This window comes from Kitasatospora sp. NPDC033851 (assembly GCF_055576085.1).
Genome location: NZ_JBVIRL010000007.1, coordinates 168,980 through 194,510, shown reverse-complemented (window position 1 = coordinate 194,510; position 25,531 = coordinate 168,980). Strand labels below are relative to the sequence as shown.

23 protein-coding genes are annotated in these 25,531 nt (G+C 71.2%); 7 read left to right on the top strand and 16 right to left on the bottom strand.

The features are described 5' to 3' along the window. Positions 1-3 precede the first annotated feature (3 nt). The 3 genes from zwf to pgl are packed head-to-tail and all read left to right on the top strand — an operon-like array spanning position 4 to position 3,427. Positions 4-1,560, top strand: a complete 1,557-nt coding sequence (gene zwf, locus ACZ51D_RS16290) for a glucose-6-phosphate dehydrogenase (RefSeq protein ID WP_465621175.1) — start codon at positions 4-6, stop codon at positions 1,558-1,560. Next, the gene (opcA, locus tag ACZ51D_RS16285; protein WP_465662609.1) at positions 1,557-2,642 is read left to right on the top strand and encodes a glucose-6-phosphate dehydrogenase assembly protein OpcA; all 1,086 of its coding nucleotides are present in this window, start codon (positions 1,557-1,559) and stop codon (positions 2,640-2,642) included. Before zwf ends, opcA begins: the two co-directional genes overlap by 4 nt. Further along, positions 2,639-3,427 carry a 6-phosphogluconolactonase gene (gene pgl, locus ACZ51D_RS16280; protein WP_360499421.1) on the top strand — a complete coding sequence of 263 codons (789 nt, stop codon included), beginning with the start codon at positions 2,639-2,641 and terminating at the stop codon, positions 3,425-3,427. The genes opcA and pgl overlap by 4 nt, the downstream gene beginning before the upstream one ends. A 122-nt stretch (positions 3,428-3,549) precedes the next feature. Here pgl and ACZ51D_RS16275 read toward each other — a convergent pair whose 3' ends face one another. The 11 genes from ACZ51D_RS16275 to uvrA all read right to left on the bottom strand — a co-directional run bounded on the left by ACZ51D_RS16275 (position 3,550) and on the right by uvrA (position 16,591). After that, entirely contained in the window at positions 3,550-3,837 is a 288-nt protein-coding gene (locus ACZ51D_RS16275; protein WP_030238413.1) for an RNA polymerase-binding protein RbpA, read from the bottom strand. Between the two features lie 205 nt (positions 3,838-4,042). After that, positions 4,043-4,279: a preprotein translocase subunit SecG gene (gene secG, locus ACZ51D_RS16270; protein ID WP_360499419.1), complete on the bottom strand. Its 237-nt coding sequence runs from the start codon at positions 4,277-4,279 to the stop codon at positions 4,043-4,045. A gap of 87 nt (positions 4,280-4,366) precedes the next feature. Further along, positions 4,367-5,152, bottom strand: coding sequence for a triose-phosphate isomerase (gene tpiA, locus ACZ51D_RS16265; protein WP_465662607.1), 786 nt, complete (start codon positions 5,150-5,152; stop codon positions 4,367-4,369). A gap of 4 nt (positions 5,153-5,156) precedes the next feature. Continuing rightward, positions 5,157-6,368, bottom strand: a complete 1,212-nt coding sequence (locus tag ACZ51D_RS16260) for a phosphoglycerate kinase (RefSeq protein WP_465620939.1) — start codon at positions 6,366-6,368, stop codon at positions 5,157-5,159. Between the two features lie 154 nt (positions 6,369-6,522). Further along, on the bottom strand, positions 6,523-7,527 hold the full coding sequence (gap, locus tag ACZ51D_RS16255) for a type I glyceraldehyde-3-phosphate dehydrogenase (RefSeq protein WP_360499413.1): 1,005 nt from the start codon (positions 7,525-7,527) through the stop codon (positions 6,523-6,525). A gap of 301 nt (positions 7,528-7,828) precedes the next feature. Further along, a complete protein-coding gene (gene whiA / locus ACZ51D_RS16250) occupies positions 7,829-8,809 on the bottom strand; it encodes a DNA-binding protein WhiA (RefSeq protein ID WP_030238424.1) in 981 nt (326 codons plus the stop codon). Further along, positions 8,800-9,897, bottom strand: a complete 1,098-nt coding sequence (locus ACZ51D_RS16245) for a gluconeogenesis factor YvcK family protein (RefSeq protein ID WP_360509974.1) — start codon at positions 9,895-9,897, stop codon at positions 8,800-8,802. Before ACZ51D_RS16245 ends, whiA begins: the two co-directional genes overlap by 10 nt. 65 nt (positions 9,898-9,962) lie before the next feature. Further along, a complete protein-coding gene (rapZ, locus tag ACZ51D_RS16240; RefSeq protein ID WP_360509973.1) occupies positions 9,963-10,847 on the bottom strand; it encodes an RNase adapter RapZ in 885 nt (294 codons plus the stop codon). 118 nt (positions 10,848-10,965) lie between these two features. Beyond that, positions 10,966-13,044, bottom strand: coding sequence for an excinuclease ABC subunit UvrC (gene uvrC, locus ACZ51D_RS16235; RefSeq protein WP_465620936.1), 2,079 nt, complete (start codon positions 13,042-13,044; stop codon positions 10,966-10,968). Between the two features lie 66 nt (positions 13,045-13,110). Then, a complete protein-coding gene (locus tag ACZ51D_RS16230; RefSeq protein ID WP_465620935.1) occupies positions 13,111-13,572 on the bottom strand; it encodes a Rieske (2Fe-2S) protein in 462 nt (153 codons plus the stop codon). 103 nt (positions 13,573-13,675) lie between these two features. Then, a complete protein-coding gene (gene uvrA, locus ACZ51D_RS16225) occupies positions 13,676-16,591 on the bottom strand; it encodes an excinuclease ABC subunit UvrA (RefSeq protein ID WP_465620933.1) in 2,916 nt (971 codons plus the stop codon). Positions 16,592-16,869: 278 nt separating this feature from the next. Here uvrA and ACZ51D_RS16220 point away from each other — a divergent pair, with 278 nt between their 5' ends. Together ACZ51D_RS16220 and ACZ51D_RS16215 are read left to right on the top strand one after the other, a co-directional pair. Beyond that, positions 16,870-17,607 carry a maleylpyruvate isomerase family mycothiol-dependent enzyme gene (locus ACZ51D_RS16220; protein WP_465620931.1) on the top strand — a complete coding sequence of 246 codons (738 nt, stop codon included), beginning with the start codon at positions 16,870-16,872 and terminating at the stop codon, positions 17,605-17,607. Between the two features lie 60 nt (positions 17,608-17,667). Continuing rightward, on the top strand, positions 17,668-18,321 hold the full coding sequence (locus ACZ51D_RS16215) for an MBL fold metallo-hydrolase (RefSeq protein ID WP_465620930.1): 654 nt from the start codon (positions 17,668-17,670) through the stop codon (positions 18,319-18,321). A 94-nt stretch (positions 18,322-18,415) separates the two neighbouring features. Here the strand turns inward: ACZ51D_RS16215 and ACZ51D_RS16210 are convergent, their stop codons facing one another. The 5 genes from ACZ51D_RS16210 to zapE form a co-directional block, all read right to left on the bottom strand. Further along, a complete protein-coding gene (locus tag ACZ51D_RS16210) occupies positions 18,416-19,402 on the bottom strand; it encodes a TerC family protein (RefSeq protein WP_465620928.1) in 987 nt (328 codons plus the stop codon). Positions 19,403-19,594: 192 nt separating this feature from the next. Further along, on the bottom strand, positions 19,595-20,173 hold the full coding sequence (locus tag ACZ51D_RS16205) for a TerD family protein (protein WP_360506105.1): 579 nt from the start codon (positions 20,171-20,173) through the stop codon (positions 19,595-19,597). 242 nt (positions 20,174-20,415) lie between these two features. Then, positions 20,416-22,506 (bottom strand): excinuclease ABC subunit UvrB, encoded by a 2,091-nt coding sequence (gene uvrB, locus ACZ51D_RS16200; RefSeq protein ID WP_360506108.1) that lies wholly within the window; start codon positions 22,504-22,506, stop codon positions 20,416-20,418. 44 nt (positions 22,507-22,550) lie between these two features. Continuing rightward, complete coding sequence (locus tag ACZ51D_RS16195; protein ID WP_465620925.1) at positions 22,551-23,027, bottom strand: hypothetical protein; 477 nt, start codon at positions 23,025-23,027, stop codon at positions 22,551-22,553. Further along, positions 23,024-24,097: a cell division protein ZapE gene (zapE, locus tag ACZ51D_RS16190; RefSeq protein WP_360506225.1), complete on the bottom strand. Its 1,074-nt coding sequence runs from the start codon at positions 24,095-24,097 to the stop codon at positions 23,024-23,026. Before zapE ends, ACZ51D_RS16195 begins: the two co-directional genes overlap by 4 nt. A 113-nt stretch (positions 24,098-24,210) precedes the next feature. Here zapE and ACZ51D_RS16185 point away from each other — a divergent pair, with 113 nt between their 5' ends. Together ACZ51D_RS16185 and ACZ51D_RS16180 are read left to right on the top strand one after the other, a co-directional pair. Continuing rightward, entirely contained in the window at positions 24,211-24,981 is a 771-nt protein-coding gene (locus ACZ51D_RS16185; RefSeq protein ID WP_360506113.1) for a pyrimidine reductase family protein, read from the top strand. A 73-nt stretch (positions 24,982-25,054) separates the two neighbouring features. After that, positions 25,055-25,516: an indole-3-glycerol phosphate synthase gene (locus ACZ51D_RS16180; RefSeq protein WP_360506116.1), complete on the top strand. Its 462-nt coding sequence runs from the start codon at positions 25,055-25,057 to the stop codon at positions 25,514-25,516. Positions 25,517-25,531 lie beyond the last annotated feature (15 nt).

Below are 25,531 nucleotides of genomic sequence, written 5' to 3'. Positions count from 1 at the left end.
GAGTTGACGTCGGAATCGGACGCGGACGACCTCCCGCCCGCCCCGGTCAACCCGCTTCGTGACCCCTCCGACCGACGGCTCCCGCGCATCGCGGGGCCGTCCGGTCTGGTCATCTTCGGGGTCACCGGCGACCTGTCCCGCAAGAAGCTGATGCCGGCCATCTACGACCTGGCCAACCGCGGTCTGCTTCCGCCGGGCTTCTCCCTCGTCGGCTTCGCTCGCCGCGAGTGGGACGACGAGGACTTCGCCAAGGAGGTCCACGACGCCGTCCGGGACCACGCCCGCACCCCCTTCCGGGAGGAGGTCTGGCAGCAGCTCGCCAAGGGCATGCGCTTCGTCCACGGCACCTTCGACGACGACGAGGCCTTCGACAAGCTGCGCGAGACGATCGTGGAGCTGGACAAGGCCCAGGGCACCGGCGGCAACTTCGCCTTCTACCTGTCCGTCCCGCCGAAGTTCTTCCCGACGGTCGTCCAGCAGCTCAAGAAGCACGGCCTGGCCGACCCGCCGCAGGGCTCCTGGCGCCGCGCGGTCATCGAGAAGCCCTTCGGTCACGACCTGGAGAGCGCGCAGGAGCTCAACAAGGTCGTCCACGAGGTCTTCCCCCGGGACGAGGTCTTCCGGATCGACCACTACCTGGGCAAGGAGACGGTCCAGAACATCCTGGCGCTGCGCTTCGCCAACCAGATGTTCGAGCCGATCTGGAACCGGTCGTACGTCGACCACGTACAGATCACCATGGCCGAGGACATCGGCATCGGCGGCCGGGCCGGCTACTACGACGGCATCGGCTCCGCCCGTGACGTCATCCAGAACCACCTGCTCCAGCTGATGGCGCTCACCGCCATCGAGGAGCCGGCGTCCTTCCACCCGAAGGCGCTGGTGGCCGAGAAGCTCAAGGTGCTCAGCGCCGTCAAGCTCCCGGCCGACCTCGGCCGGCACACCGTGCGCGGCCAGTACGCCTCCGGCTGGCAGGGCGGCGAGGAGGTCGTCGGCTACCTCGACGAGGACGGCATCGACCCGGACTCCAAGACCGACACCTACGCGGCCATCAAGCTGGAGATCAACAACCGCCGCTGGGCGGGCGTCCCGTTCTACCTGCGCACCGGCAAGCGCCTGGGCCGCCGGGTCACCGAGATCGCGGTCGTCTTCCAGCGCGCCCCGTACCTGCCCTTCGACTCCTACGCGACCGAGGAGCTGGGGCAGAACGCCCTGGTCATCCGGGTCCAGCCGGACGAGGGCGTGACGGTGCGGTTCGGCTCCAAGGTGCCGGGCACCTCCTTCGAGGTCCGGGACGTCACGATGGACTTCGCCTACGGCGAGTCCTTCACCGAGTCCAGCCCGGAGGCGTACGAGCGGCTCATCCTCGATGTGCTGCTCGGCGACGCCAACCTGTTCCCGCGCCACCAGGAGGTCGAGCTGTCCTGGCAGATCCTCGACCCGATCGAGAAGTACTGGGACACCCACGGCAAGCCCGCCCAGTACGCGGCGGGGACCTGGGGCCCGGTCGAGGCGGACGAGATGCTCGCACGAGACGGCAGGAGCTGGCGCCGACCATGAAGATCGACCTCACCAACACGACGTCCAGCAAGATCAACGCCGCGCTCATGGAGGCGCGCCGGGCCAGCGGCTCCACCGCCGCCGGCATGGTGCTCACCCTGGTGATCGTGACCGACGAGGGCAGCGCCTACGACGCCCTCAAGGCCGCCAACGACGCCTCCCGCGAGCACCCGATGCGCACCCTCGCGGTGATCAAGCGCGCCGGGCGCTCGCCACGGGCCCGCGCGGAGACCCGGCTGGACGCCGAGATCCTGGTCGGCTCGGACGCCGGCTCCGGCGAGACCGTCGTCCTGCGCATGCACGGCGAGCTCGCCGCGCACGCCCAGTCGGTGGTCCTGCCGCTGCTGCTGCCGGACGCCCCGGTCGTGGTCTGGTGGCCGGACAACGCGCCGCTGCACCCGGCGCAGGACCCGCTGGGCTCGCTCGCCCAGCGCCGGATCACCGACGCCGTCACCGCCGAGTCCCCGGTCGGCCAGCTCGCCCAGCGGGCCCAGAGCTACACCCCGGGCGACACCGACCTGGCCTGGAGCCGGATCACCGGCTGGCGCTCGATGCTGGCCGCCGCGCTGGACCAGCGGCCGTCCGCCATCGTCTCCGCGGTGGTCGAGGGCGAGTCCTACAACCCCAGCGTCGAGCTGCTCGGCCTGTGGCTGACCAACCGGCTGCACGTGCCGGTCGAGCGGGTCGTCACGGGTGGCCCCGGCATCACCGCGGTGCACCTGCGCACCAAGGACGGGGACATCACCCTGGACCGCCCGGACGGCCTGCTGGGCACGCTCTCCATGCCCGGCTCGCCGGACCGCCAGGTGGCGCTCAAGCGGCGCGAGACCTCGGAGCTGATCGCCGAGGAGCTGCGCCGCCTGGACCCGGACGACATCTACGCGACGGCCGTGCGCACGCCCGTCGACCGGCTGCACGAGCCGGCCAACGCCGAGACGGCGGCGGCCGAGCGGGTCGCCCGCGCGGTCGAGGACGCCGCCGAGGAGGCCGTGGCCGACCCGGAGGCGGTCACGGCCGACGTGTCGGAGAGGAAGCCCGCGAAGAGGGCCGCCGGCAAGCGCACCACCAAGGAAGGCGCATGACCAACGCGACCCCGCAGCTGGTCGTCCACCGGGACAAGGAGCTGATGGCCCAGGCGGCCGCGGCCCGGCTGATCACCCGGATCGTGGACGCCCAGGCCGCCCGCGGCGCCGCCTCGGTGGTGCTCACCGGCGGCCGCAACGGGAACGCCCTGCTGGCCGCGATCGCCGCCTCCCCGGCGCGCGACGCGGTCGACTGGGGGCGGCTGGACCTCTGGTGGGGCGACGAGCGCTTCGTGGCCGCCGCCGATCCGGACCGCAACGCCGTCCAGGCCCGCGCCGAGCTGCTGGACTCCGTCCCGCTCGACCCGGCGCGGGTGCACGAGATGCCCGCCTCGGACGGGGTGGACGGCTCGGACGTGGAGGCCGCCGCGGCCCGCTACGCGCAGGAGCTGGCGAAGGCGGCCGGGCCGGGCGACCGGTTCGGCGTCCCCGCCTTCGACGTGTTGCTGCTCGGCGTCGGCCCGGACACCCACGTCGCCTCGCTCTTCCCCGAGCACCCGGGCGTCCGGGAGACCGAGCGGACCGTGGTCGGCGTGCGCGGGGCCCCCAAGCCCCCGCCGACCCGGATCTCGCTCACCCTTCCGGCCATCCGGGCCGCCCGCGAGGTCTGGCTGCTGGCCGCCGGCGAGGACAAGGCGGGCGCGGTCGCGCTGGCCCTGTCCGGTCCCGGCGAGCTCCAGGCGCCCGCGTCCGGCGCGTACGGCCGCAGCCGCACCCTGTGGCTGCTGGACCGCGCCGCCGCGGAGCGGATCCCGCCGCAGCTCTACCCGCCGGCCTCGGCGTAACGGCCGGACGGGCCCTGCGGTCCGCAACGCCGAAGGGCGCCACCGTCGTTCGACGGTGGCGCCCTTCTCGTTCGGGTCGCCTCAGAGGTCGGGTCGCCTCGGATCTCGCCTCGGATCTCGCCTCAGATCTCGCCTCGGAGCTTCGCCAGCGCCTCGGCCAGGATCGCCTCGCCGTCGGCGTCGGTGCGCCGCTCACGGACGTAGGCGAGGTGCGTCTTGTAGGGCTCGTTGCGCGAGGGCGCGGGCGGGTTGTGCTGGTCCTGCCCGGCCGGGAAGCCGCAGCGCGGGCAGTCCCAGGTGTCCGGGATCGCCGCCTCGGCGGCGAAGCTGGGCCGGGTCTCGTGCTTGTTGGCGCACCAGAAGGAGATCCGGTTGCGCGGGGCGGACTCGCCGCGCTCCGCCTCGCCCATCGGGCCGGCCCCAACCCTGCTGCCACGGATGGCATTGCCACTTGCCACGGTCTGACTCCCTGCGTACTGGTGCGCCGACCCGCCGCGGTGCGCGTCGGTGGCGAAAGTCGTCCTAGTGTAAGCAGGAGTTAAGCCTCCGCCACCACTGCCTCCGCACCCGACCGTCCCAGGATAGGCGCTCGGGCGACGGGCCGTCAGGGTTGTGTCAGCCCTTGTACTTCAGCAGCAGGCCGAGCACGATGATGCTCGCGAACCAGCCCAGGCCGACCACGACGGTGATGCGGTCCAGGTTGCGCTCGGCCACCGCCGAGCCGCCGCCGGTGGACATCGCGCCACCGCCGAACATGTCCGACAGGCCGCCGCCCTTCCCCTTGTGCAGCAGCACCAGGAGGATCATCAGCAGACTGAAGATGATCAGGGCAATCGAGAACCCGAGAACCACGGCGGGACCAACTCTCTCGTATCTTCGGCGAAGGGGCCGGACCGCGTACGGCGGTCCGACCCCAAAGCCTACGTTGCTGCGGCGGCGTTAGCCTACTGCCTGCTCACGGTAGCGCACGATCTTGACGAACTCCTCGGCGTCCAGCGAGGCACCGCCGATCAGGCCGCCGTCGATGTCGGGCTTGGCCATCAGGCCGGCCGCGCTCGACGACTTGACCGAACCGCCGTACAGCACGCGGACCTTGCCGGCCAGCTCGGCGTCGTACAGCTCGGCGATCCGCTTGCGGATGGCGGCGCAGACCTCCTGCGCGTCCTCCGGGGTGGCCATCTCGCCGGTGCCGATCGCCCAGACCGGCTCGTAGGCGACGACGACGGTCTCGGCCTGGTGGGCCGGGACGTCCGCGAGGGCACCGTCCAGCTGGGCCAGGGTGTACTCGACGTGGGTGCCGGCCTTGCGGATGTCCAGCGGCTCGCCGATGCACAGGATCGGGGTGATCCCGGCGCGGTAGGCGGCCTTCACCTTGGCGTTGACGATCTCCTCGTCCTCGCCGTGGTACTGGCGGCGCTCGGAGTGGCCGATCACCGCGTAGGTGCACTTGAGCTTGGCCAGCATCGGGCCGGAGACCTCGCCGGTGTAGGCACCGGAGTCGTGCCGCGAGATGTCCTGCGAGCCGTACTTGATCTTCAGCTTGTCGCCGTCGACCAGGGTCTGCACCGAGCGCAGGTCGGTGAACGGCACCAGGACCGCGACCTCGACGGCCTCGTAGTCCTTGTCGGCCAGCGCGAAGGCCAGCTTCTGGGTGTGCTGGATGGCCTCGAGGTGGTTGAGGTTCATCTTCCAGTTGCCCGCCATGAGCGGGAGACGGTCGGTCATGCTGTCAGCCTTCCAGGGCGGCGAGACCGGGAAGGGTCTTGCCCTCCAGGTACTCGAGGCTCGCGCCACCGCCGGTCGAGATGTGTCCAAAGGCGTTCTCGTCGAAGCCCAGGATGCGGACGGCCGCGGCGGAGTCCCCGCCGCCGACCACGGTGAACGCGTCGCTGTCCAGCAGGCCCTGCGCGACGGCCTTGGTGCCGTTCGCGTAGTCCGGGTGCTCGAAGACGCCCATCGGGCCGTTCCAGAACACCGTGCCGGCGTCGGCCAGCTTGGCCGCGTACAGCTCGCGGGTCTTCGGGCCGATGTCCAGGCCCTCCTTGTCGGCCGGGATCGCGTCCGAGGCGACGACCTCGAAGCTCGCCGGGGCCTTGGTCTTGAGGTCCGGGAACTCGGCGGAGACCAGGACGTCCTTCGGCAGCACGAACTCGACGCCGCGCTGCTCGGCCTCGGCCAGGTAGCCCAGGACGGTCGGGATCTGGTCCTCCTGCAGCAGCGAGATGCCGACCTCGTGGCCCTTGGCCTTGAGGAAGGTGTACGCCATGCCGCCGCCGATCAGGATCCGGTCGGCCTTCTTCAGCAGGTTGTCGATCACGGCGAGCTTGTCGGAGACCTTGGCGCCGCCGAGCACCACCACGTACGGACGCTTGACGTCCTCGGTGAGCTTCTTCAGGACGCCGACCTCGGTGGCGATCAGGTCGCCCGCGGCGTGCGGCAGCAGGCCGGGCAGGTCGAACACCGAGGCGTGCTTGCGGTGCACGGCGCCGAAGCCGTCGCCGACGTACAGGTCGGCCAGCGCGGCGAGCTGCTCGGCGAAGGCCTTGCGCTCGGCGTCGTCCTTGCTGGTCTCGCCCGCGTTGAAGCGCAGGTTCTCCAGCAGCGCGACCTCGCCGTCGCCGAGCGCGGCGACGGTGGCCGCGGCGCTGTCACCGACGGTGTCGGTGGCGAAGGCGACGCCCTTGCCGATGATTTCGCCGAGCCGCTCGGCCGCCGGCGCGAGCGAGAACTGCGGGTCCGGCGCGCCCTTGGGGCGGCCGAGGTGCGAGGCGACGACGACCTTCGCGCCGGCCGCCGCCAGCTTGGCGATGGTCGGGGCGACGGCGCGGATCCGGCCGTCGTCGGTGATCGTCGTGCCGTCCAGCGGGACGTTCAGGTCGGCGCGCACGAACACGCGCTTTCCTTCGACACCGGCTTCGATGAGCTCTTCGATGGTCTTCACGGGGATTCGGTTCTCCTGGGGAGATGGTTGATGCGCAGTGAGGCGGCACGGCGCAGGGGCCGCCTGGGAAGTACTGGAAGCGCGGAACGAGGGCCCGGTCGGCATGGTGCGCCGTCCGGGCCCTCGCCCCTACATCACGTCAGCTCCCGCAAGGTCAGAGCTGCTCACCGACGAGGGTGGTCAGGTTGACGAGGCGGTTCGAGTAGCCCCACTCGTTGTCGTACCAGCCGAGCACCTTGACCTGGTTGCCCTGGACCATGGTGAGCTGGCTGTCGAAGATGCAGGAGGCCGGGTCGTTGACGATGTCCGAGGAGACGATCGGGTCCTCGGTGTAGGCCAGGATGCCCTTGAGCGGGCCCTCCGCGGCCTTCTGGAACGCGGCGTTGACCTCGTCCTTGGTGACCTCGCGCTCCAGGGTGACGACCAGGTCCGTGATCGAGCCGGTCGGGACCGGGACGCGCAGCGAGGTGCCGTCCAGCTTGCCCTTCAGCTCCGGCAGGACCAGGGCGGTCGCCTTGGCGGCACCGGTCGAGGTCGGGATGATGTTCTGCGACGCGGCGCGGGCGCGGCGCAGGTCCTTGTGCGGGAAGTCCAGGGTGACCTGGTCGTTGGTGAACGCGTGGACGGTGGTCATCAGACCCTTGACGATGCCGAAGCTCTCGTTCAGCACCTTGGCCATCGGCGCCACGCAGTTGGTGGTGCAGGAGGCGTTGGAGATGATGGTGTGCTTGGCGGCGTCGTACTTGTCGTCGTTGACGCCCATGACGATGGTGACGTCCTCGTCGGTGGCGGGCGCCGAGATGATGACCTTCTTCGCGCCGGCGGCGAGGTGCTTCTTCGCGGCCTCGGCCTTGGTGAAGATGCCGGTGGACTCGACGACGATGTCGGCGCCCAGGGCGGCCCACGGCAGGTTCGCGGGGTCACGCTCGGCAGTCACCTGGAAGGTCTTGCCGTCGACGGTGATGCTGTCCTCGGTGTGCGAGACCGTACCCGGGAAAGTGCCCAGCGTGGTGTCGTACTTGAGCAGGTGAGCCAGGGTCTTCGTGTCGGTGAGGTCGTTGACACCGACGATCTCGATGTCCGCGCCCTGGGCCTTGACCGCCCGGAAGAAGTTGCGGCCGATGCGGCCGAAGCCGTTGATGCCTACCCGGATCGTCACGAACCGATCTCCTCGTTAGGTACGCCGGGCCGGAGCCCGACGGGGGTGAGATTTGGGAAGTCCCCGACCGCCTATGACCCTACCCCTCCGGGGCGCGGGAGGGCACATCGCGCCGCCTGGTGAGACTGGGCGTGGCGCCCCTCAAACCCCATTTCAGGCCGTCCGGCCTTGGTCCGGCGGGCAGTTGCTCTCGGGCCAATGGTCTCTACCAATTGGGGAGTCTCGCGGACGCCCGGAAACGCCGACGGCCGGTGCCCGGAATTCCGGGCACCGGCCGTGTCGCGATCACGGACCGCGAGGGTCAGTTCATCGCCATCTCGTCGGTCAGGCTGGCCTCGGTGCTCGGCAGGCCGAGCTCGGAGGCGCGCTTGTCGGCCATCGCCAGCAGACGGCGGATCCGGCCGGCCACCGCGTCCTTGGTCAGCGGCGGATCGGCGAGCGCGCCCAGTTCCTCCAGCGAGGCCTGCTTGTGCTGCATCCGCAGCTGGCCGGCCGCGGCCAGGTGCTCGGGCACCTCCTCGCCGAGGATCTCCAGCGCGCGCTGCACCCGGGCGCCGGCCGCCACCGCGGCGCGGGCCGAGCGGCGCAGGTTGGCGTCGTCGAAGTTGGCGAGGCGGTTGGCGGTGGCCCGCACCTCGCGCCGCATCCGGCGCTCCTCCCAGGCGAGCACCGACTCGTGCGCGCCCAGCCGCGTCAGCAGCGCGCCGATCGCGTCACCGTCGCGGATGACCACCCGGTCCACGCCGCGGACCTCGCGGGCCTTGGCCGGGATGCCGAGCCGGCGGGCGGCGCCGACAAGGGCCAGCGCCGCCTCGGAGCCGGGGCAGGTGATCTCCAGCGAGGAGGAGCGGCCCGGCTCGGTGAGCGACCCGTGCGCGAGGAAGGCTCCGCGCCAGGCCGCCTCGGCATCGCAGGTGGCGCCGGAGACGACCGCCGGGGGCAGGCCCCGGATCGGGCGCCCGCGCCCGTCCACCAGACCGGTCTGGCGCGCGAGCAGCTCGCCGTCCTTGACCACGCGCACCACGAAGCGGCTGCCGCGGCGCAGCCCGCCGGGGGCCATCACCACGAGGTCGGAGGAGTGCCCGAAGATCTCCAGCAGGTCCTTGCGCAGCCGCCGTGCCGCCGCTCCGGTGTCCAGCTCCGCCTCGATCACGATGCGGCCGCTCACGATGTGCAGCCCGCCCGCGAACCGCAGGATCGCCGACACCTCCGCCTTGCGACAGCAGGCCCGGGTGACCGGGAGCCGGCTGATCTCGTCCTTCACCGCTGGAGTCATCGCCATGGCCCGATCCTTCCATGTGTCCGGAAAATCCGGTCGTACGCTGCCGCCAACAGCTCCGGGTCGTGTCGCGGCGTACCGTCGGTGCGGGCCACCGAACCGAGCACCAGGGCGGCGCCCATCCGCTCGGCGGCCTTCTCCAGACCGTCGAGGTCAGCCTGGCCGAAGGCGCCGCCGGTGACGGCGCGCTCGTCCACCAGGATCGCATCCACCGCGAGCTCCGGGGCGTGGTCGGCGATGACCTCCAGGTGACGCTGCGGGGTGAAGCCCTCGGTCTCGCCGGGCTGGGGGGCCAGGTTCAGGGTGAGCAGGCGGCGGGCGCGGGTCTCGGTGAGCGCCTTGGCCAGCTCGGGCACCAGCAGGTGCGGCAGCACGCTGGTGAACCAGGAGCCGGGGCCGAGCACCACCCAGTCCGCCTCGCGCACGGCGGTGACCGCCTCCGGGACGGCCGGCGGCCCGTCCGGCAGCAGCCGGATCGACTGCACGGTGCCGGGGGTGACCGCGACGTTCGCCTGGCCCCGGACCGCCGACACCTCGCCGGGCAGCGCCGGGTCGTGGCCGCGGACGGTCGCCTCGATGTCCAGCGGCACCGCCGACATCGGCAGCACCCGGCCCTGGACGTTGAGCAGTCGGCCGACCCAGTCCAGGGCCGCCACCGGGTCGCCCAGCTTCTCCCAGAGCGCGACGATCAGCAGGTTGCCGACGGCGTGGCCGCCGAGCTCGCCGTTCCCGGTGAAGCGCTGCTGGATCACCTCGGACCAGGTGCGGCCCCAGTCGTCGTCCCCGCACAGCGCGGCCAGCGCCTTGCGCAGGTCGCCCGGGGGCAGCACGCCCAGCTCGGTGCGCAGCCGTCCGCTGGAGCCGCCGTCGTCGGCGACGGTGACCACGGCGGTGAGGTCGCTGGTGAGGCGGCGCAGCGCGGACAGCGAGGCGGACAGGCCCTGGCCGCCGCCGAGCGCGGTGATCCGCGGGGCCGGGTTGGTCCGGGCGGGACCGCTGCGCGGACGGCTCGGCGCCGGGAGCCGGGCCGGGCTGCCCGCCCGGTCACCGGTCCTGCTCTGCGGCTGCCGCCCGGGCACGTATCCCGCCACACATCACCTCGCGTTCCTCTGCCCCGCCACCGGTTCCGCCGGCGGCCCGGCAGGGAAAGCGGCGGTTACTCCCGTCCCATGTCACGGTGAACGAGCACCGTCTCGACTCCGTCGGCGATGAGACGCTTGGTCAGTCGCTCGGACATGGCGACGCTGCGGTGCTTGCCACCGGTGCAGCCTACGGCAAGCGTCATGTAGCGCTTCCCCTCGCGTCGGTACCCCTCGGTCACGATGCGCAGCAGCTCGGTGTAACCGTCCAGGAACTCGTTGGCGCCGGGCTGCTGGAACACGTAGTCGGCGACGTCCGGGTCGGTGCCGGTACGGGCACGAAGCTCGGGCACCCAGTGCGGGTTGGGCAGGAAGCGGCAGTCCACCACGAGGTCGGCGTCGACCGGCAGGCCGTACTTGAAGCCGAAGGACATCACGGTGGCGCGCAGCTCGGGCTCGTCGTGGTCGGCGAACTGGGCGTCCAGCTTGGCGCGCAGCTGGTGCACGTTGAGGTTGGAGGTGTCGATCACCAGGTCGGCCTCGCCGCGCAGGTCGCGCAGCAGGTCGCGTTCCTGGGCGATGCCGTCCACGATCCGGCCGTCGGCCTGCAGCGGGTGCGGGCGGCGGACGCTCTCGAAGCGGCGCACCAGCGCGTCGTCGGAGGAGTCCAGGAAGACGACCCGGAGCCGGACGCCGCGCTTCTCCAGCTCGTCCAGCGAGGTCAGCAGGTCGTCGAAGAACTGGCGGCCGCGGACGTCCACGACCACGCCGATCCGGGCGACGTTGCCCTGGGACCGGGCGCCCAGGTCGACCATGGTCGGGATCAGGGCCGGCGGCAGGTTGTCCACCACGAACCAGCCGAGGTCCTCCAGGCACTTGGCGGCGGTGGAGCGGCCGGCTCCGGACATGCCGGAGATGATCACCAGCTCCGGCGCGTTCTCGGCCACGTCTGACACGGTCACTTCGGTTCCCCGTTCTCGGTCTTTCTGCTGGGGAGAACGCGCACGGCGCGGCCGCCCTTCCCCGACCCGGGCAGGCGGGCGGGGTCGGGGCACACCGGCTGACGGGCGGCGTCGGCCGTCATGGCGTCTCCTGGGATGGTGCGGTCTGGGGTGCTGCTGCCACCGGCTCGGTGGCGTGGTCGGCCCCGTCCTCGATGATCTCGCCGGTCGCGGTGTTGACCGCGGGTGCGGCGGGTGTACGGGACGACAACGCCGCCGCAACAGTCTCCGCGGTGCGGCGTCCGATGCCGGGTACCGCGCAGAGCTCGTCCACGGTGGCGGCCCGGAGCTTCTTCAGCGAGCCGAAGTGCTTGAGCAGCGCCTGGCGGCGAGTCTCGCCGAGGCCCGGGACGGAGTCCAGTTCCCCTGCGGTGAGTCGCTTGGAACGCTTGGTGCGCTGGTAGCCGATCGCGAAGCGGTGGGCCTCGTCGCGCACCCGCTGGAGCAGGTAGAGGCCCTCGCTGGAGCGGGGCAGCACCACCGGGTCGTCCTCGCCGGGCAGCCAGACCTCCTCCAGGCGCTTGGCCAGGCCGCACAGCGCGACGTCGTCGATGCCGAGTTCGTCCAGGGCGCGCCTGGCGGCGGCGACCTGCGGCTGGCCGCCGTCGACCACCAGCAGCTGGGGCGGGTAGGCGAACCGCTTGGGGCGGCCCTCCTCGTCCCGGACGGCGCTGCCGGGTTCGCCGTTGCCGGGTTCGGTGGCGCCGGGCTCGTCCTCCTCGGGGACGGCCCACTCGCCGGTCTGCTCGCGCTCCCGGAGGTAGCGGCGGAAGCGGCGGCTGATCACCTCGTGCATCGAGCGGACGTCGTCCTGGCCCTCGAACCCCTTGATCTGGAAGCGCCGGTACTCGCTCTTGCGGGCCAGGCCGTCCTCGAAGACGACCATGGAGGCGACCACGTCCTCGCCCTGCAGGTGGGAGATGTCGTAGCACTCGATCCGCAGCGGGACGGAGTCCAGCTCCAGCGCGTCGGCGATCTCCTGCAGGGCGCGACTGCGGGTGGTGAGGTCGGAGGCGCGCTTGGTCTTGTGCAGCGCGAGCGCCTGCTGGGCGTTGCGCTGCACGGTGGCCATCAGGTCCTTCTTGTCGCCGCGCTGCGGGATGCGCAGATCGACCTGGCTGCCGCGCAGGCCGCTCAGCCACTCCCGCACCGGCTCGACCGGGTCGGGCAGGGCGGGGACCAGCACCTCGCGCGGGACGGACTCGTTCCGTTCGTCCGCGGTGGCGCCGCCGTAGAGCTGCTGGAGGGCGTGCTCGACCAGCCCGGCCGTGTCGACGTCCTCGACCTTGTCGGTGACCCAGCCGCGCTGGCCGCGCACCCGGCCGCCGCGGACGTGGAAGATCTGCACGGCGGCCTCGAGTTCGTCCTCGGCGACGGCCAGCAGGTCGGCGTCGGTGGCGTCCGCGAGCACGATGGCGTTCTTCTCCATCGCGCGCTTCAGGGCGCCGATGTCGTCCCGCAGCCGGGCCGCCTTCTCGTACTCCAGCTCGTCCGCGGCCTCCTGCATCTGCTCTTCCAGCCGGCGCAGGTAGTTGCCGGTGCGCCCGGCCATGAAGTCGCAGAAGTCCTCGGCCAGCGCCCGGTGTTCGTCCGCCGAGACCTTGCCGACGCAGGGCGCGGCGCACTTGCCGATGTAGCCGAGCAGACAGGGCCGGCCGACCTGCCGGGCGCGCTTGAAGACGCCGTTGGAGCAGGTGCGGACGGGGAAGACGCGCAGCAGCAGGTCGACCGTCTCGCGGATCGCCCAGGCGTGCCCGTACGGGCCGAAGTAGCGCACGCCCTTCTTGTGCGCCCCGCGCATCACCTGGACCCGCGGGTACTCCTCGTTGAGGGTGACGGCGAGTTCCGGATAGCTCTTGTCGTCGCGGTACTTGACGTTGAACCGCGGGTCGTACTCCTTGATCCAGGAGTACTCCAGCTGGAGCGCCTCGACCTCGGTGCCGACCACGGTCCACTCCACCGAGGCGGCGGTGGTGACCATGGTCGCGGTGCGCGGGTGCAGACCGGCCAGGTCCTGGAAGTAGGACGACAGGCGCGGCCGCAGGCTCTTGGCCTTGCCGACGTAGATGACCCGGCCGTGGGCGTCACGGAACCGGTAGACGCCCGGGGAGGTCGGGATCGCGCCGGGCGCCGGGCGGTAGGTGCTCGGGTCAGCCATGGGTCCACCGTACCGACAGCGGGTGGGGGTGCGAAGGGGAGATCAACTCGGCGGGGCTCAACTGCTTCAGCTCGGGGTCACCTTGAGGTTTCCGCCCTCGACCGTGACGGTGTAGGCGGGCAGCGGGGAGGGGGCCGGGCCGTCCTGCACGGCGCCGTCGGCGATGCCGAACCGGCTGCCGTGGCAGGGGCACTGGATCTGCTGGTTCTTCACCTGGTCCACGATGCAGCCGGCGTGGGTGCACTTGGCACTGAACGCCTTGTACTGGCCGGCAGCCGGCTGGGTCACCACGATCTTCTGCTCGCGGAACACCTTGCCGCCGCCCTCCGGCACGTCCGAGGCCGGGCCGAGGTCCACCGGGCCCTTGGGGGCGCCGCTCGAACCGGAGGAGCCGGAGGAGCCGGAGGAGCCGGAGGAGGAGCTGCAGCCGCTGACCGCCACGGTGCCGCCGGCCGCGAGGACGGCCGCGGCCCCGCAGAGCAGGGTGCGGCGGGTCGCGGTGGGGCTGGTCTCGAGGGCCTCGGACATCGGTGCGCTCCTACGGTTGCTGCTGCTGCGAGGGACCACGGAAGTCTATGCCGCACCCGCCCCGCCGTTCCCGGGAGTCCCGGGAACGGCGGGGCGGACAGGACTACTTCTTCGCCGCGGCGGCCCGCTTGCGCGGCGCCGCCTTCTTCGCCACCGGGGCGGCCGGGGCGTCCGCGAAGTCGCTCGGCAGGATGTCCCGCAGGAACTTGCCGGTGTGGCTCTCCGCGACGGCGGCGATCTGCTCGGGGGTGCCCTCGGCGACCACCATGCCACCGCCGGAGCCGCCCTCGGGTCCCATGTCGACGACCCAGTCGGCGGTCTTGATCACATCGAGGTTGTGCTCGATGACGATCACCGTGTTGCCCTTGTCGACCAGCCCGCTGAGCACCTTGATCAGCTTGCTGATGTCCTCGAAGTGCAGGCCGGTGGTCGGCTCGTCCAGCACGTACACCGTCCGCCCGGTGGAGCGCTTCTGCAGCTCCGAGGCCAGCTTGACGCGCTGCGCCTCGCCGCCGGAGAGCGTGGGCGCGGACTGGCCGAGCCGGACGTAGCCGAGGCCGACGTCGTTGAGCGTCCTGAGGTGCCGGGCGATCGCCGGGACGGCCTCGAAGAAGGCCAGCCCCTCCTCGATCGGCATGTCCAGCACCTCGGCGATGGACTTGCCCTTGTAGTGCACCTCCAGCGTCTCCCGGTTGTACCGGGCGCCGTGGCAGACCTCGCACGGCACGTAGACGTCCGGCAGGAAGTTCATCTCGATCTTGATGGTGCCGTCGCCCGAGCAGTTCTCGCAGCGGCCGCCCTTGACGTTGAACGAGAACCGGCCGGGCAGGTAGCCGCGGACCTTGGCCTCCTGGGTCTCCGCGAAGAGCCGGCGGACGTGGTCGAACACCCCGGTGTAGGTGGCCGGGTTGGAGCGCGGGGTGCGGCCGATCGGCGACTGGTCGACGTGCACCACCTTGTCCACCTGGTCGGTGCCGGTGATCCGGGTGTGCCGGCCGGGCACGCTGCGGGCGCCGTTCAGCTCCCGCGCGAGGTGGGTGTAGAGGATGTCGTTGACCAGGGTCGACTTGCCGGAGCCGGAGACACCGGTGATCGCGGTGAAGGTGCCGAGCGGGAAGCCGACCGTGACGTCCTTGAGGTTGTGCTCGCGGGCGCCGTGGACCGTCAACTGGCGCTTCTTGTCCCGCTCGCGGCGGCCCGCCGGGACCGGGATGGACCGCTTGCCGGAGAGGTACTGCCCGGTCAGCGACTCCTTGTTGGTGAGCAGCTGCTTCAGCGACCCGGAGTGCACCACCTTGCCGCCGTGCTCGCCGGCGCCCGGGCCGATGTCGACCACCCAGTCCGCGGTCTTGATGGTGTCCTCGTCGTGCTCGACCACGATCAGGGTGTTGCCGATGTCGCGCAGCCGCACCAGCGTCTCGATCAGCCGGTGGTTGTCCCGCTGGTGCAGGCCGATGGACGGCTCGTCCAGCACGTAGAGCACGCCGACCAGGCCGGAGCCGATCTGGGTGGCCAGCCGGATGCGCTGGGCCTCGCCGCCGGACAGGGTGCCGGCCGCGCGGTCGAGCGAGAGGTAGTCCAGGCCGACGTCGACCAGGAAGCGCAGCCGCTCGTTGACCTCCTTGAGGACCCGCTCGGCGATCTGCTTGTCCCGGGCGTTGAGCTTCATCGCGCCCAGGAACTCGGAGCAGTCGCTGATCGACATCGAGGAGACGTCGGCGATCGACTTGTCCTGGACGGTGACCGCGAGCACCACCGGCTTGAGCCGGGTGCCCTGGCAGGTCGGGCAGGGCACCTCGCGCATGTAGCCCTCGAAGCGCTCGCGGCTGCTGTCGCTCTCCGCCTCGGTGTGCCGGCGCTGGATGAACGGGACGGCGCCCTCGAAGCCGGTGCTGTACGAGCGCTCGCGGCCGAAGCGGTTGCGGTAGCGGACCTCCACCTGGTGCTTGTGCCCGTACAGCAGCGCCTTCTTGGCGCGGGCGGGCAGCCCGGCCCAGGGGATGTCGGTGCGGAAGCCGAGCTCCCCGGCGAGCGCGTCGATCAGGCGCTGGAAGTACTCCTTGGCGTGCCCGGCCGACCACGGGTGGATCGCGCCCTCGTCGAGCGAGCGCTCGACGTCCGGCACCACCAGCTCCGGGTCGACCTCCATCCGGTTGCCCAGGCCCGAGCAGTCCGGGCAGGCGCCGAACGGCGAGTTGAAGGAGAACGAGCGCGGCTCCAGCTCCTCGAACGACACGTCGTCGTACGGGCAGTAGAGGTGCTCGGAGTACATCCGCTCGCGCTCGGGGTCGTCCTCGGGGAGGTCGACGAAATCGAGCACGACCATGCCGCCGGACAGTCGCAGGGCCGTCTCCACCGAGTCGGTGAGCCGCCGCTTGGCGCTGTCCTTGACGGTCAGGCGGTCGATCACCACCTCGATGGTGTGCTTCTCCTGCTTCTTGAGCTTCGGCGGCTCGGCGAGCTGGATCGTCCCGCCGTCCACCCGGGCGCGGGAGTAGCCCTTGGACTGCAGGTCGGCGAAGAGGTCGACGAACTCGCCCTTGCGCTCGCGCACCACCGGGCTCAGCACCTGGAAGCGGGTGCCCTCGGCGAGCTCCAGCACCTTGTCCACGATCGCCTGCGGCGACTGCTTGGCGATCGGGCGGCCGCAGTGCGGACAGTGCGGCTTGCCGATCCGGGCGAACAGCAGACGCAGGTAGTCGTAGACCTCGGTGATCGTGCCGACGGTCGAACGGGGGTTGCGGTTGGTGGACTTCTGGTCGATCGAGACGGCCGGGGAGAGGCCCTCGATGAAGTCCACGTCGGGCTTGTCCATCTGCCCGAGGAACTGACGGGCGTAGGAGGACAGCGACTCGACGTAGCGGCGCTGGCCCTCGGCGAAGATCGTGTCGAAGGCGAGCGAGGACTTGCCGGAGCCGGAGAGGCCCGTGAAGACGATGAGGGAGTCGCGGGGCAGGTCGAGCGAGACGTTCTTGAGGTTGTGCTCGCGAGCACCGCGGACGATGAGGCGGTCGGCCACTGCTTCTGGCGCCTTTCTCCGGGGCGAGATGGCTTGCGGTGAGATTCGGTACTTCTTCCAGGATGCGGCAGCCAGCCTATAGCTCAGACGTTCGAATCTCGACTCTGTCCAGTGGAGACCACCCGAACGAGTGAGGACCACCCCGGGACCGTCCGTACCCACACTGTCCGCGTACCGAAAAACGCCCTGCTCAGGGCCCGGATTCGGCGATAGCGTCGCCTGGTCAACGAGCGAAGCCCCCCGCGGGCAACGCGCCGTCCCTACCGAAGGCAGATTCGATGACCGACCCGCAGTCCGCCGCCGCCTCCGCCGCCTCCTGGCTGAGCCAGGTCGAGGAGAGCACCCAGCGCCTGCTGCAGACCGTCTCCGCACTGAAGCCCGAGGCCGTCACCGAACCCTCCGCCCTCCCCGGCTGGACCCGCGGCCACGTACTGGCCCACCTCGCCCGCAACGCCGACTCCCTGGTCAACCTGCTGACCGGCGCCCGCACCGGCACCGACATCCCGCAGTACGCGAGCAACGAGGCCCGCGACCAGGACATCGAGCGCGACGCGCCCCGCCCGCTCGACGTCCACCTCGCCGACCTGCGCGCCTCGCACGCCCGCTTCGCCGAGGCTGCCGCGCTGATGACCCCCGAGGCCTGGGCCGCGACGGTCAAGCACCGCTCCGGCTACCTCTTCCCGGCCTCCGACATCCCGCACAAGCGCCTGCTGGAGCTCGAGTACCACCACGTCGACCTCGACGCCGGCCACACCCCCGCACAGTGGCCGCAGGACTTCGCCGTCGCCCAGTTCCGCAAGCTCGCCGGAAACCTGGCCGACGAGGCCGACCTGCCCGCCGTCGAGCTGGTCGCCGCCGACACCGAGGACCGCGCCGTGATCGGCTCGGGCGCCCCGCAGCTCGCCGTCGAGGGCCCCGTCCGCGCCCTCACCGCCTGGCTCTCCGGCCGCTCCGCCGGTGCCGGCCTGAGCCGCACCCCCGACACCGCCCTCCCCCAGCTTCCCCCCATGGGCTGACGGCGCGAGGATGATCCTGAACCCTGTTGCCGGGCCCGGACTAGGACGAGGAGCGGACGGATGACGTACCACGGAGCGGTCAAGGTCGGCGGGCCGCCGGACGTGCGGGAGCTGGCGCACCTGATCATCACCAAGGTGGCCGTCGGCCCGTACGACAACAACGCCTACCTGCTGCGCTGCCGGGCCACCGACGAGCAGCTGCTGATCGACGCCGCCGCCGACGCCCCGGTGCTGCTGGAGACCGTCGGCGACGACCTCGAAACCGTGGTCACCACCCACCGGCACCACGACCACTGGGGCGCGCTGGCCGAGGTGGTCGCCACCACCGGTGCCCGCACCGCCGCCGGCGAGCACGACGCCGAGGGCATCGACGTGCCCACCGAGCTGCGACTCGCCGACGGTGACAAGCTGCGGGTCGGCGACGTCGAGCTCACCGTCCGCCACCTGGTCGGGCACACCCCGGGCGCCATCGTCCTGATCTACGACGACCCCCAGGGCCACCAGCACGTCTTCACCGGCGACTGCCTCTTCCCCGGCGGCGTCGGCAACACCTGGGGCGACCCGGAGGCCTTCAAGAGCCTCTTCCGGGACGTCAACGAGAAGATCTTCGACGTCCTCCCGGACGAGGCCTGGGTCTACCCCGGCCACGGCAACGACACCACCCTCGGCGCCGAACGCCCGCACCTCGACGAGTGGCGCGACCGCGGCTGGTAGCCGGGGCGCCCCGCACACGGCCGAGGCCCCCGCGACCGGATGGCGGTCACGGGGGCCTCGGCTGTTCCGGGCGTCGAGCCTCAGGCGTCGAGCCTCAGGCGTCCAGCTTCGCGGGCTCGGCCTGCTCGGCCTCGGCGGCCTTCTTCGAGGCTCGCAGGCTGGTGAACGTCGTGACGGCCAGCACGACCACGATGAAGCCGAGCGAGAACGGGATGCCGATCTCCGGGACGTTCGCCCCGGCCTCGTGGGCGGCGTGCAGCACCAGCTTCACGCCGATGAAGCCGAGGATCACCGACAGGCCGTAGGACAGGTGGACCAGCTTCTTCAGCAGGCCGCCGATCAGGAAGTACAGCTGGCGCAGGCCCATCAGGGCGAAGGCGTTGGCAGTGAAGACGATGTACGGGTCCTGGGTGAGGCCGAAGATGGCCGGGATCGAGTCCAGGGCGAACAGCACGTCCGTCGTCCCGATCGCCAGCATGACGATCAGCATCGGGGTGATCAGCCGGCGGCCGTTCTCCCTGATGAACAGCTTGGTGCCACGGTAGTCGTCGGTGGACGGGAAGCGCCGCGTGATCGACTTGAGCAGGCGGTTCTCCTCGAACTCCTCGTCCTCCTCCTCGTCGGCCCGGGCCTCCTTGACCAGCTTCCAGGCGGTCCAGATCAGGAAGCCGCCGAAGATGAAGAACACCCAGGAGAACTCGGAGACCAGCGCCGCGCCGCCGGCGATGAACGCCGCCCGGAGCACCAGCGCGATGATCACGCCGAACATCAGCACGCGCTGCTGGTAGATCCTGGGCACCGCGAACTTGCCCATGATCAGGATGAACACGAAGAGGTTGTCGACACTGAGCGACTTCTCGGTGATGTAGCCGGCGAAGAACTCACCCGCGGGCTGCCCGCCGGAGTGCCACCAGAGGAAACCGCCGAAGAGCAGCGCCAGCACGACCCAGACGGCCGTCCAGATCCCGGCCTCCTTGATCGAGACCTCGTGCGGCTTGCGGCCACCGATGAAGAAATCGGCCACGATCAGGGCGATCAGCACACCGATCGTGGTGACCCACATGGTTACGGAAACGTCCACTACTGCTCCTCCGGCAGGTAGGCGCGACAGACATCGTCACTGCCGGAGGTCTCTTCCGCCCATCGGGCCGGCCGCCCCGGGGCGCCGCGATGGGCACCCGTGATGACGGGGTCGGCTGTCGAGGAATACTCCCCTCCGCTGCTCTCGAGAGTAACAGGGAAGACAAAGAAAGGTAAAGAAGGTAAAGAACCGTCAGAGATAGGGCTCGATCGCCGGCAGCAGGTCCTGGAAGGTGCGCCCCTTGGCCGGCGCGCCGATCGCCTGCATCTCCCAACCGCCGTCGCCGTCCCGGACCACCTTCGCCATGATCTGCCCGGTGTGCGGCCCGCCGCCCGCGAGCTCGTAGCGGGCCAGCTCCAGCCCGGTGGTCTCGTCCACCAGCCGGCAGTGCGCCCGCTGCACCTCGGCGAAGGTCTGCCCGGTGTACGAGCTCACCGTGAACACCACCTGGGTGATGTGCGCCGGCACGTGCAGCAGGTCCACCAGGATCGCCTCGTCGTCCTCGGCGCCGGAGCCGCCCTGAAGGTTGTCCCCGGTGTGCCGGACGGAGCCGTCGTTGCTCTCCAGGTGCTGGAAGAACACCACGTCGGACGGGGTCGTCTCGGCGTACAGCAGCGCCGAGGCGTCCAGGTCGATCGTCCGGGTACGGCTGCCGAACAGGCCCCGCTTGGGGGCGGCCTGCCAGCCGAGGCCCATCCGGACCACGGTCAGGGCGCTGCCCGGCCCCTTCTGGAGGCTGACCCGCTGCCCCTTGGCCAGGTTCACCGACACGACGTTGTCCTCTCTGCCGGCCGCGCGGTCGCTGCCGCCCGGCACCACGGTGGAACACCCCGTCGCCGTCCCCCGGCTGAGGCCCCCTCTGCGTAGGCCCGCGCCCGTCCCTTGAGCACGATGCCGCAGGCCAGCCTAGGCCCTGCGGCGCCCCCGTCTCCTCAGGGTTTCCCCGTTTGTGGCAAGGCTGAGACACCTCGGAGCTTGACCGGTGTCATTCCGGCCAAGCCCCGACCGTCCCGTCAGGCCACGCCGGCCTCGCGCATCTGCCGCAGTTCCTTCTTCAGTTCCTTGACCTCGTCGCGGAGCCGGGCCGCGACCTCGAACTGCAGGTCGGCGGCGGCCGTGTGCATCCGGTCGGTCATCTCCTGGATCAGGTCCGCGAGTTCGGCGGCCGGCAGGGACTTGGCGGGCTTGCGGTCCGCGCCCAGCGACGGCACCGGGGCCTTGCCCTTCCCCTGGTTCCGGTACCCGGTGGACAGCAGCTCGTCGGTGTCCACGTCCTCGCGGGCGAGGGTGTCCAGGATGTCGCCGATCTTCTTCCGCAGCGGCTGCGGGTCGATCCCGTGCTTCTTGTTGTAGGCCTGCTGCACCTCCCGGCGGCGGTTGGTCTCGTCGATCGCCTTCTCCATCGACGGCGTGATCCGGTCCGCGTACATGTGGACCTGGCCGGAGACGTTGCGGGCGGCACGGCCGATCGTCTGGATCAGCGAGGTGCCGGAGCGCAGGAAGCCCTCCTTGTCCGCGTCCAGGATCGCCACCAGCGACACCTCGGGCAGGTCCAGGCCCTCGCGCAGCAGGTTGATGCCGACCAGCACGTCGAACCGGCCCGCCCGCAGCTCGCGCAGCAGCTCCACCCGGCGCAGGGTGTCCACGTCGCTGTGCAGGTACCGGACCCGGATGTCCAGGCCGAGCATGTAGTCGGTGAGGTCCTCGGCCATCTTCTTGGTCAGCGTGGTGACCAGCACGCGCTCGTCCCGCTCGACCCGCGTGCGGACCTCGTGCACCAGGTCGTCGATCTGGCCCTCGGTGGGCTTGACGATCACCTCGGGGTCGATCAGGCCGGTCGGGCGGATGATCTGCTCGACCTGGCCGTCGCCGCGCGACAGCTCGTACGGGCCCGGCGTCGCCGACAGGTACACCGTCTGGCCGATCCGGCCCAGGAACTCCTCCCACTTCAGCGGGCGGTTGTCCATCGCGGACGGCAGCCGGAAGCCGTGCTCGACCAGCGTGCGCTTGCGCGAGGCGTCGCCCTCGTACATCGCGCCGATCTGCGGGACGGTGACGTGCGACTCGTCGATGACCAGGAGGAAGTCCTCCGGGAAGTAGTCGAGCAGGGTGTTCGGCGGGGAGCCGGGCTCGCGGCCGTCGAAGTGCATCGAGTAGTTCTCGACGCCCGAGCAGGTGCCGATCTGGCGCAGCATCTCGATGTCGTAGGTGGTGCGCATCCGCAGCCGCTGGGCCTCCAGCAGCTTGCCCTGCTTCTCCAGCCTGGCGAGCGTCCCCTCCAGCTCCTTCTCGATGCCGGTGATCGCGCGCTCCATGCGCTCGGGGCCGGCCACGTAGTGCGAGGCGGGGAAGACGTAGACCGACTCGTCCTGGCTGATGATCTCGCCGGTGAGGGGGTGCAGGGTGTAGAGCGCCTCGATCTCGTCGCCGAACATCTCGATCCGGACGGCGAGCTCCTCGTAGACCGGGAAGATCTCGATGGTGTCGCCGCGCACCCGGAAGGTGCCGCGGGAGAAGGCGACGTCGTTGCGGGCGTACTGGATGTCCACGAAGCGGCGCAGCAGGACGTCACGGTCGATCTCCTGGCCGACCTTGAGCGGCACCATCCGGTCCACGTACTCCTGCGGTGTGCCGAGGCCGTAGATGCAGGAGACGGACGCGACCACGATCACGTCCCGGCGGGTGAGCAGCGAGTTGGTCGCCGAGTGGCGCAGCCGCTCGACCTCCTCGTTGATCGAGGAGTCCTTCTCGATGTAGGTGTCCGTCTGCGGGACGTACGCCTCGGGCTGGTAGTAGTCGTAGTACGAGACGAAGTACTCGACCGCGTTGTTCGGCAGCAGCTCGCGGAACTCGTTCGCCAGCTGCGCGGCCAGCGTCTTGTTCGGCGCCATCACCAGGGTGGGCCGCTGCAGCTTCTCGATCATCCAGGCCGTGGTGGCCGACTTGCCGGTACCGGTGGCACCGAGCAGCACGACGTCCTTCTCCCCTCCCCTGATCCGCCGCTCCAGCTCGGCGATCGCCGCCGGCTGGTCGCCGTTCGGCTGGAAGGGGCTGACGACCTCGAAGGGCGCCACGGACCGCTCAATACTCGTGATGGGACGCACGAGTCCACCGTACGACCCGCCACTGACAAGCGGGACCGCTTCGCTCAGCCCCGGCCGCAGAACACGCAGGCCGGGTACCAGGCGAGCGGGGTGAGGACCCGGTGGCGGACGCAGCAGGCGGCGGTGACCTCGGCCGGGCCGGCCGCGGCTCCGGAGGCCGGCACGGCGGTGGGGCGGGTGTCCTCGACCATCCGGCGGAGGGTGCGCAGGTGGCCCTCGGTGTACGGGGGGTGGTAGCCGAGCTCGTCCCAGCGGTGCCGGGTGAGGGCCAGGTCGACGACGGCGAGGGCGAAGGCGCGGCCCTGTTCCGGGTCGGGGCCCCAGTCGAGGTCCTCCAGGCGCAGTCCCACCGTGCCGCGGCCCATCAGGTGCTGGTCCTGGCGGGCGAGCTCGGCGGCGAAGCCGTACTCCCAGCCCTGGCGGGCCAGGGCGGTGACCGCGAGCATCAGGACCTCGACCAGCACCTCGGTGGCGCCGTTGCGCAGGTCGAGCTCGTGGCCCCCGCCCTCGAAGAGGTTCACCCCCGGGTCAGCTGCTCGCTGTCGTTCAGCTTCTCGCTGTCGCGGGCGAGGGCGACCAGGCGGGAGACGGCGCGCAGGTACTTCTTGCGGTAGCCGCCGCGGAGCAGTTCCTCGGGGAAGACCTGGTCGAAGGGGATCCCGGAAGCGGTGATGGGCAGTTCGCGGTCGTACATGCGGTCGGCCAGGACGACCAGGCGCAGGGCGGTGGACTGGTCGTCGACCCGGTGCACGCCGCGCAGGCAGACGGCGGTGACGTCGTCCAGCAGCGCGCCGTAGCGGCTGGGGTGGACGGCGGAGAGGTGGGCGAGCAGGGCGTCGAAGCCGTCCAGGGAGGCGCCGGGGGTGCGGGCGGCGGTGGCCTCGACGGCCTCGTCGGAGTACGGCGGCGGGGCGTCGGGCAGGCCGCGGTGGCGGTAGTCCTGGCCGTCGATCCGCAGCGGGCGGAAGTGCGCGGACAGGCCCTGGATCTCGCGCAGGAAGTCGGCGGCGGCGAAGCGGCCCTCGCCGAGCTTCTCCGGCAGGGTGTTCGAGGTGGCGCACAGCTTGACGCCGTTGTCGACCAGGCGGCCGAGCAGGGTGGAGACCAGCACGGTGTCGCCCGGGTCGTCGAGCTCGAACTCGTCGATGCAGAGCAGCGTGTGCCCGGAGAGGGTCCGGACGGCCTGCTGGAAGCCGAGCGCGCCGACCAGGTTGGTCAGCTCGACGAAGGTGCCGAAGGCCTTGGGGCCGGGCGCGGCGTGCCACAGCGAGGCGAGCAGGTGGGTCTTGCCGACGCCGTAGCCGCCGTCGAGGTAGACCCCGGCCGGGCCGGTGGGCGCGGGGGCGGAGCGGCGGAACCAGCTGCGCTTGGGCGCGGAACCGTTTCCTCCCGCGAGGGTGGCCGCGAACTGCTCCAGGACCTGGACGGCCTCGTACTGGCTCGGCTGGCTCTGGTCCGGGATGTACGACCCGAAGCTCACGCCGGCGAACCGGGGCGGCGGAACCATCTCGGCGACCAGCCGCTCGGCGGGCACGACGGGGCGGCGGTCGGTGAGCGCGATCGGGGAGCCGGCCGCGCTCGCGGTGGCTATGGACTCGGTCGCGGTGTCGGGGCGGGAGGCTGCGGGCACGGTAGTAGAGGGTACGCCTGGTCCCGGCCGCCTCCGAACCGCCCGGGGACGGCCTGCGGTGGAACACTGAGGACATGCAACAGTTGATCAGCCCGCTGGGTCGGCCGGTCGCCGATCCGGCCGCTCTGGAGTCGCTCGCCGCCGTGTACGCGTACCCCGAACAGGTGAATCGGGGTCGCCCCTGGCTGCGCGCCAACATGGTGGCCGGCCTGGACGGCGGGGCACGGCTCGACGGCCTGTCCGAGGGGCTCTCCGGCGACGCCGACAAGCGGATCTTCGGGGTGCTGCGGGCGCTGTCGGACGTGGTGCTGGTGGGCGCGGAGACGGTCCGCGCCGAGGGCTACCGGCCGGCCCGGGCCCGCAAGGAGTTCGCGGCGGCCCGGACCGCGGCGGGGCAGGCGCCGGCCCCGGTGATCGCGGTCGTGACCCGCTCGCTGCAGCTGGACCTGACCGCGCCACTGTTCACGGAACCGCTGGTCAGAACGGTGGTGATCACCACCGAGGACGCCTCCGCGGAGCGTCGCCGGGCGGTCGCCGAGGTGGCCGACCTGGTGCTCGCCGGCACCGGTTCGGTGGACCTGCGGGCGGGCGTCGCGGCGCTGGCCGAGCGGGGCTGGACCCGGCTGCTGGCCGAGGGCGGCCCGCGCCTGCTGGGGCAGCTCGCGGCGGCGGACCTGGTGGACGAACTGTGCCTGTCGCTGGCCCCGCTGCTCACCGGCGGCGACGCGCCGCGCATCCTCCACGATGCGGAAATGCCTGACGTGCAGCGGATGCGGCTGGTCTCATTGATCGAGCAGAAAGGATTCCTCTTCACCCGTTACCTGCGTCACCTGGGTTCGGAATGACCCCGTGACCCCCCGATCGTGATCCCGTTATGCGATGCCGGGGCCCGGGGGCCGGCCACTGGAAGGGACTCACGTGTTCAAGACGGTACTGATGATCGAAAAGGCTCTCTCCGCCGCGGACGTGGAGCTCGTCACCACGCTCCACAGCGACGAGAAGGTCTCCTTCGTCGTCCTGATGCAGCCGCGCGGCAAGCAGGACGAACTGCTGCGGGCGCTGGACGACGTCGCCCTCGGCCACCTCGACAAGGTGGTGCGCGAGCACGACGAGTCCGAGAGCGGGCCCACCGTGGCCACCGAGTCGCTGGAGCACAGCCTGCGCCACCTGCGCTCGGCCGGAGCCGAGGCGGTGGGCGAGCTGGTCGAGGAGAAACCCCTGGAACGGCTGCGCGCGGTCGTCGAGGCGCACCGGGCGGACGAGGTGGTGGTGCTCACCTCCCCGCACTTCGTGGAGGAGTTCTTCCACCGCGACTGGGCCTCCCAGGCCCGGCACAAGGTGGGGGTGCCGGTGCTGAGGCTGTTCGCCAGCGACTCCTGACTCCGCGCGCCGGTG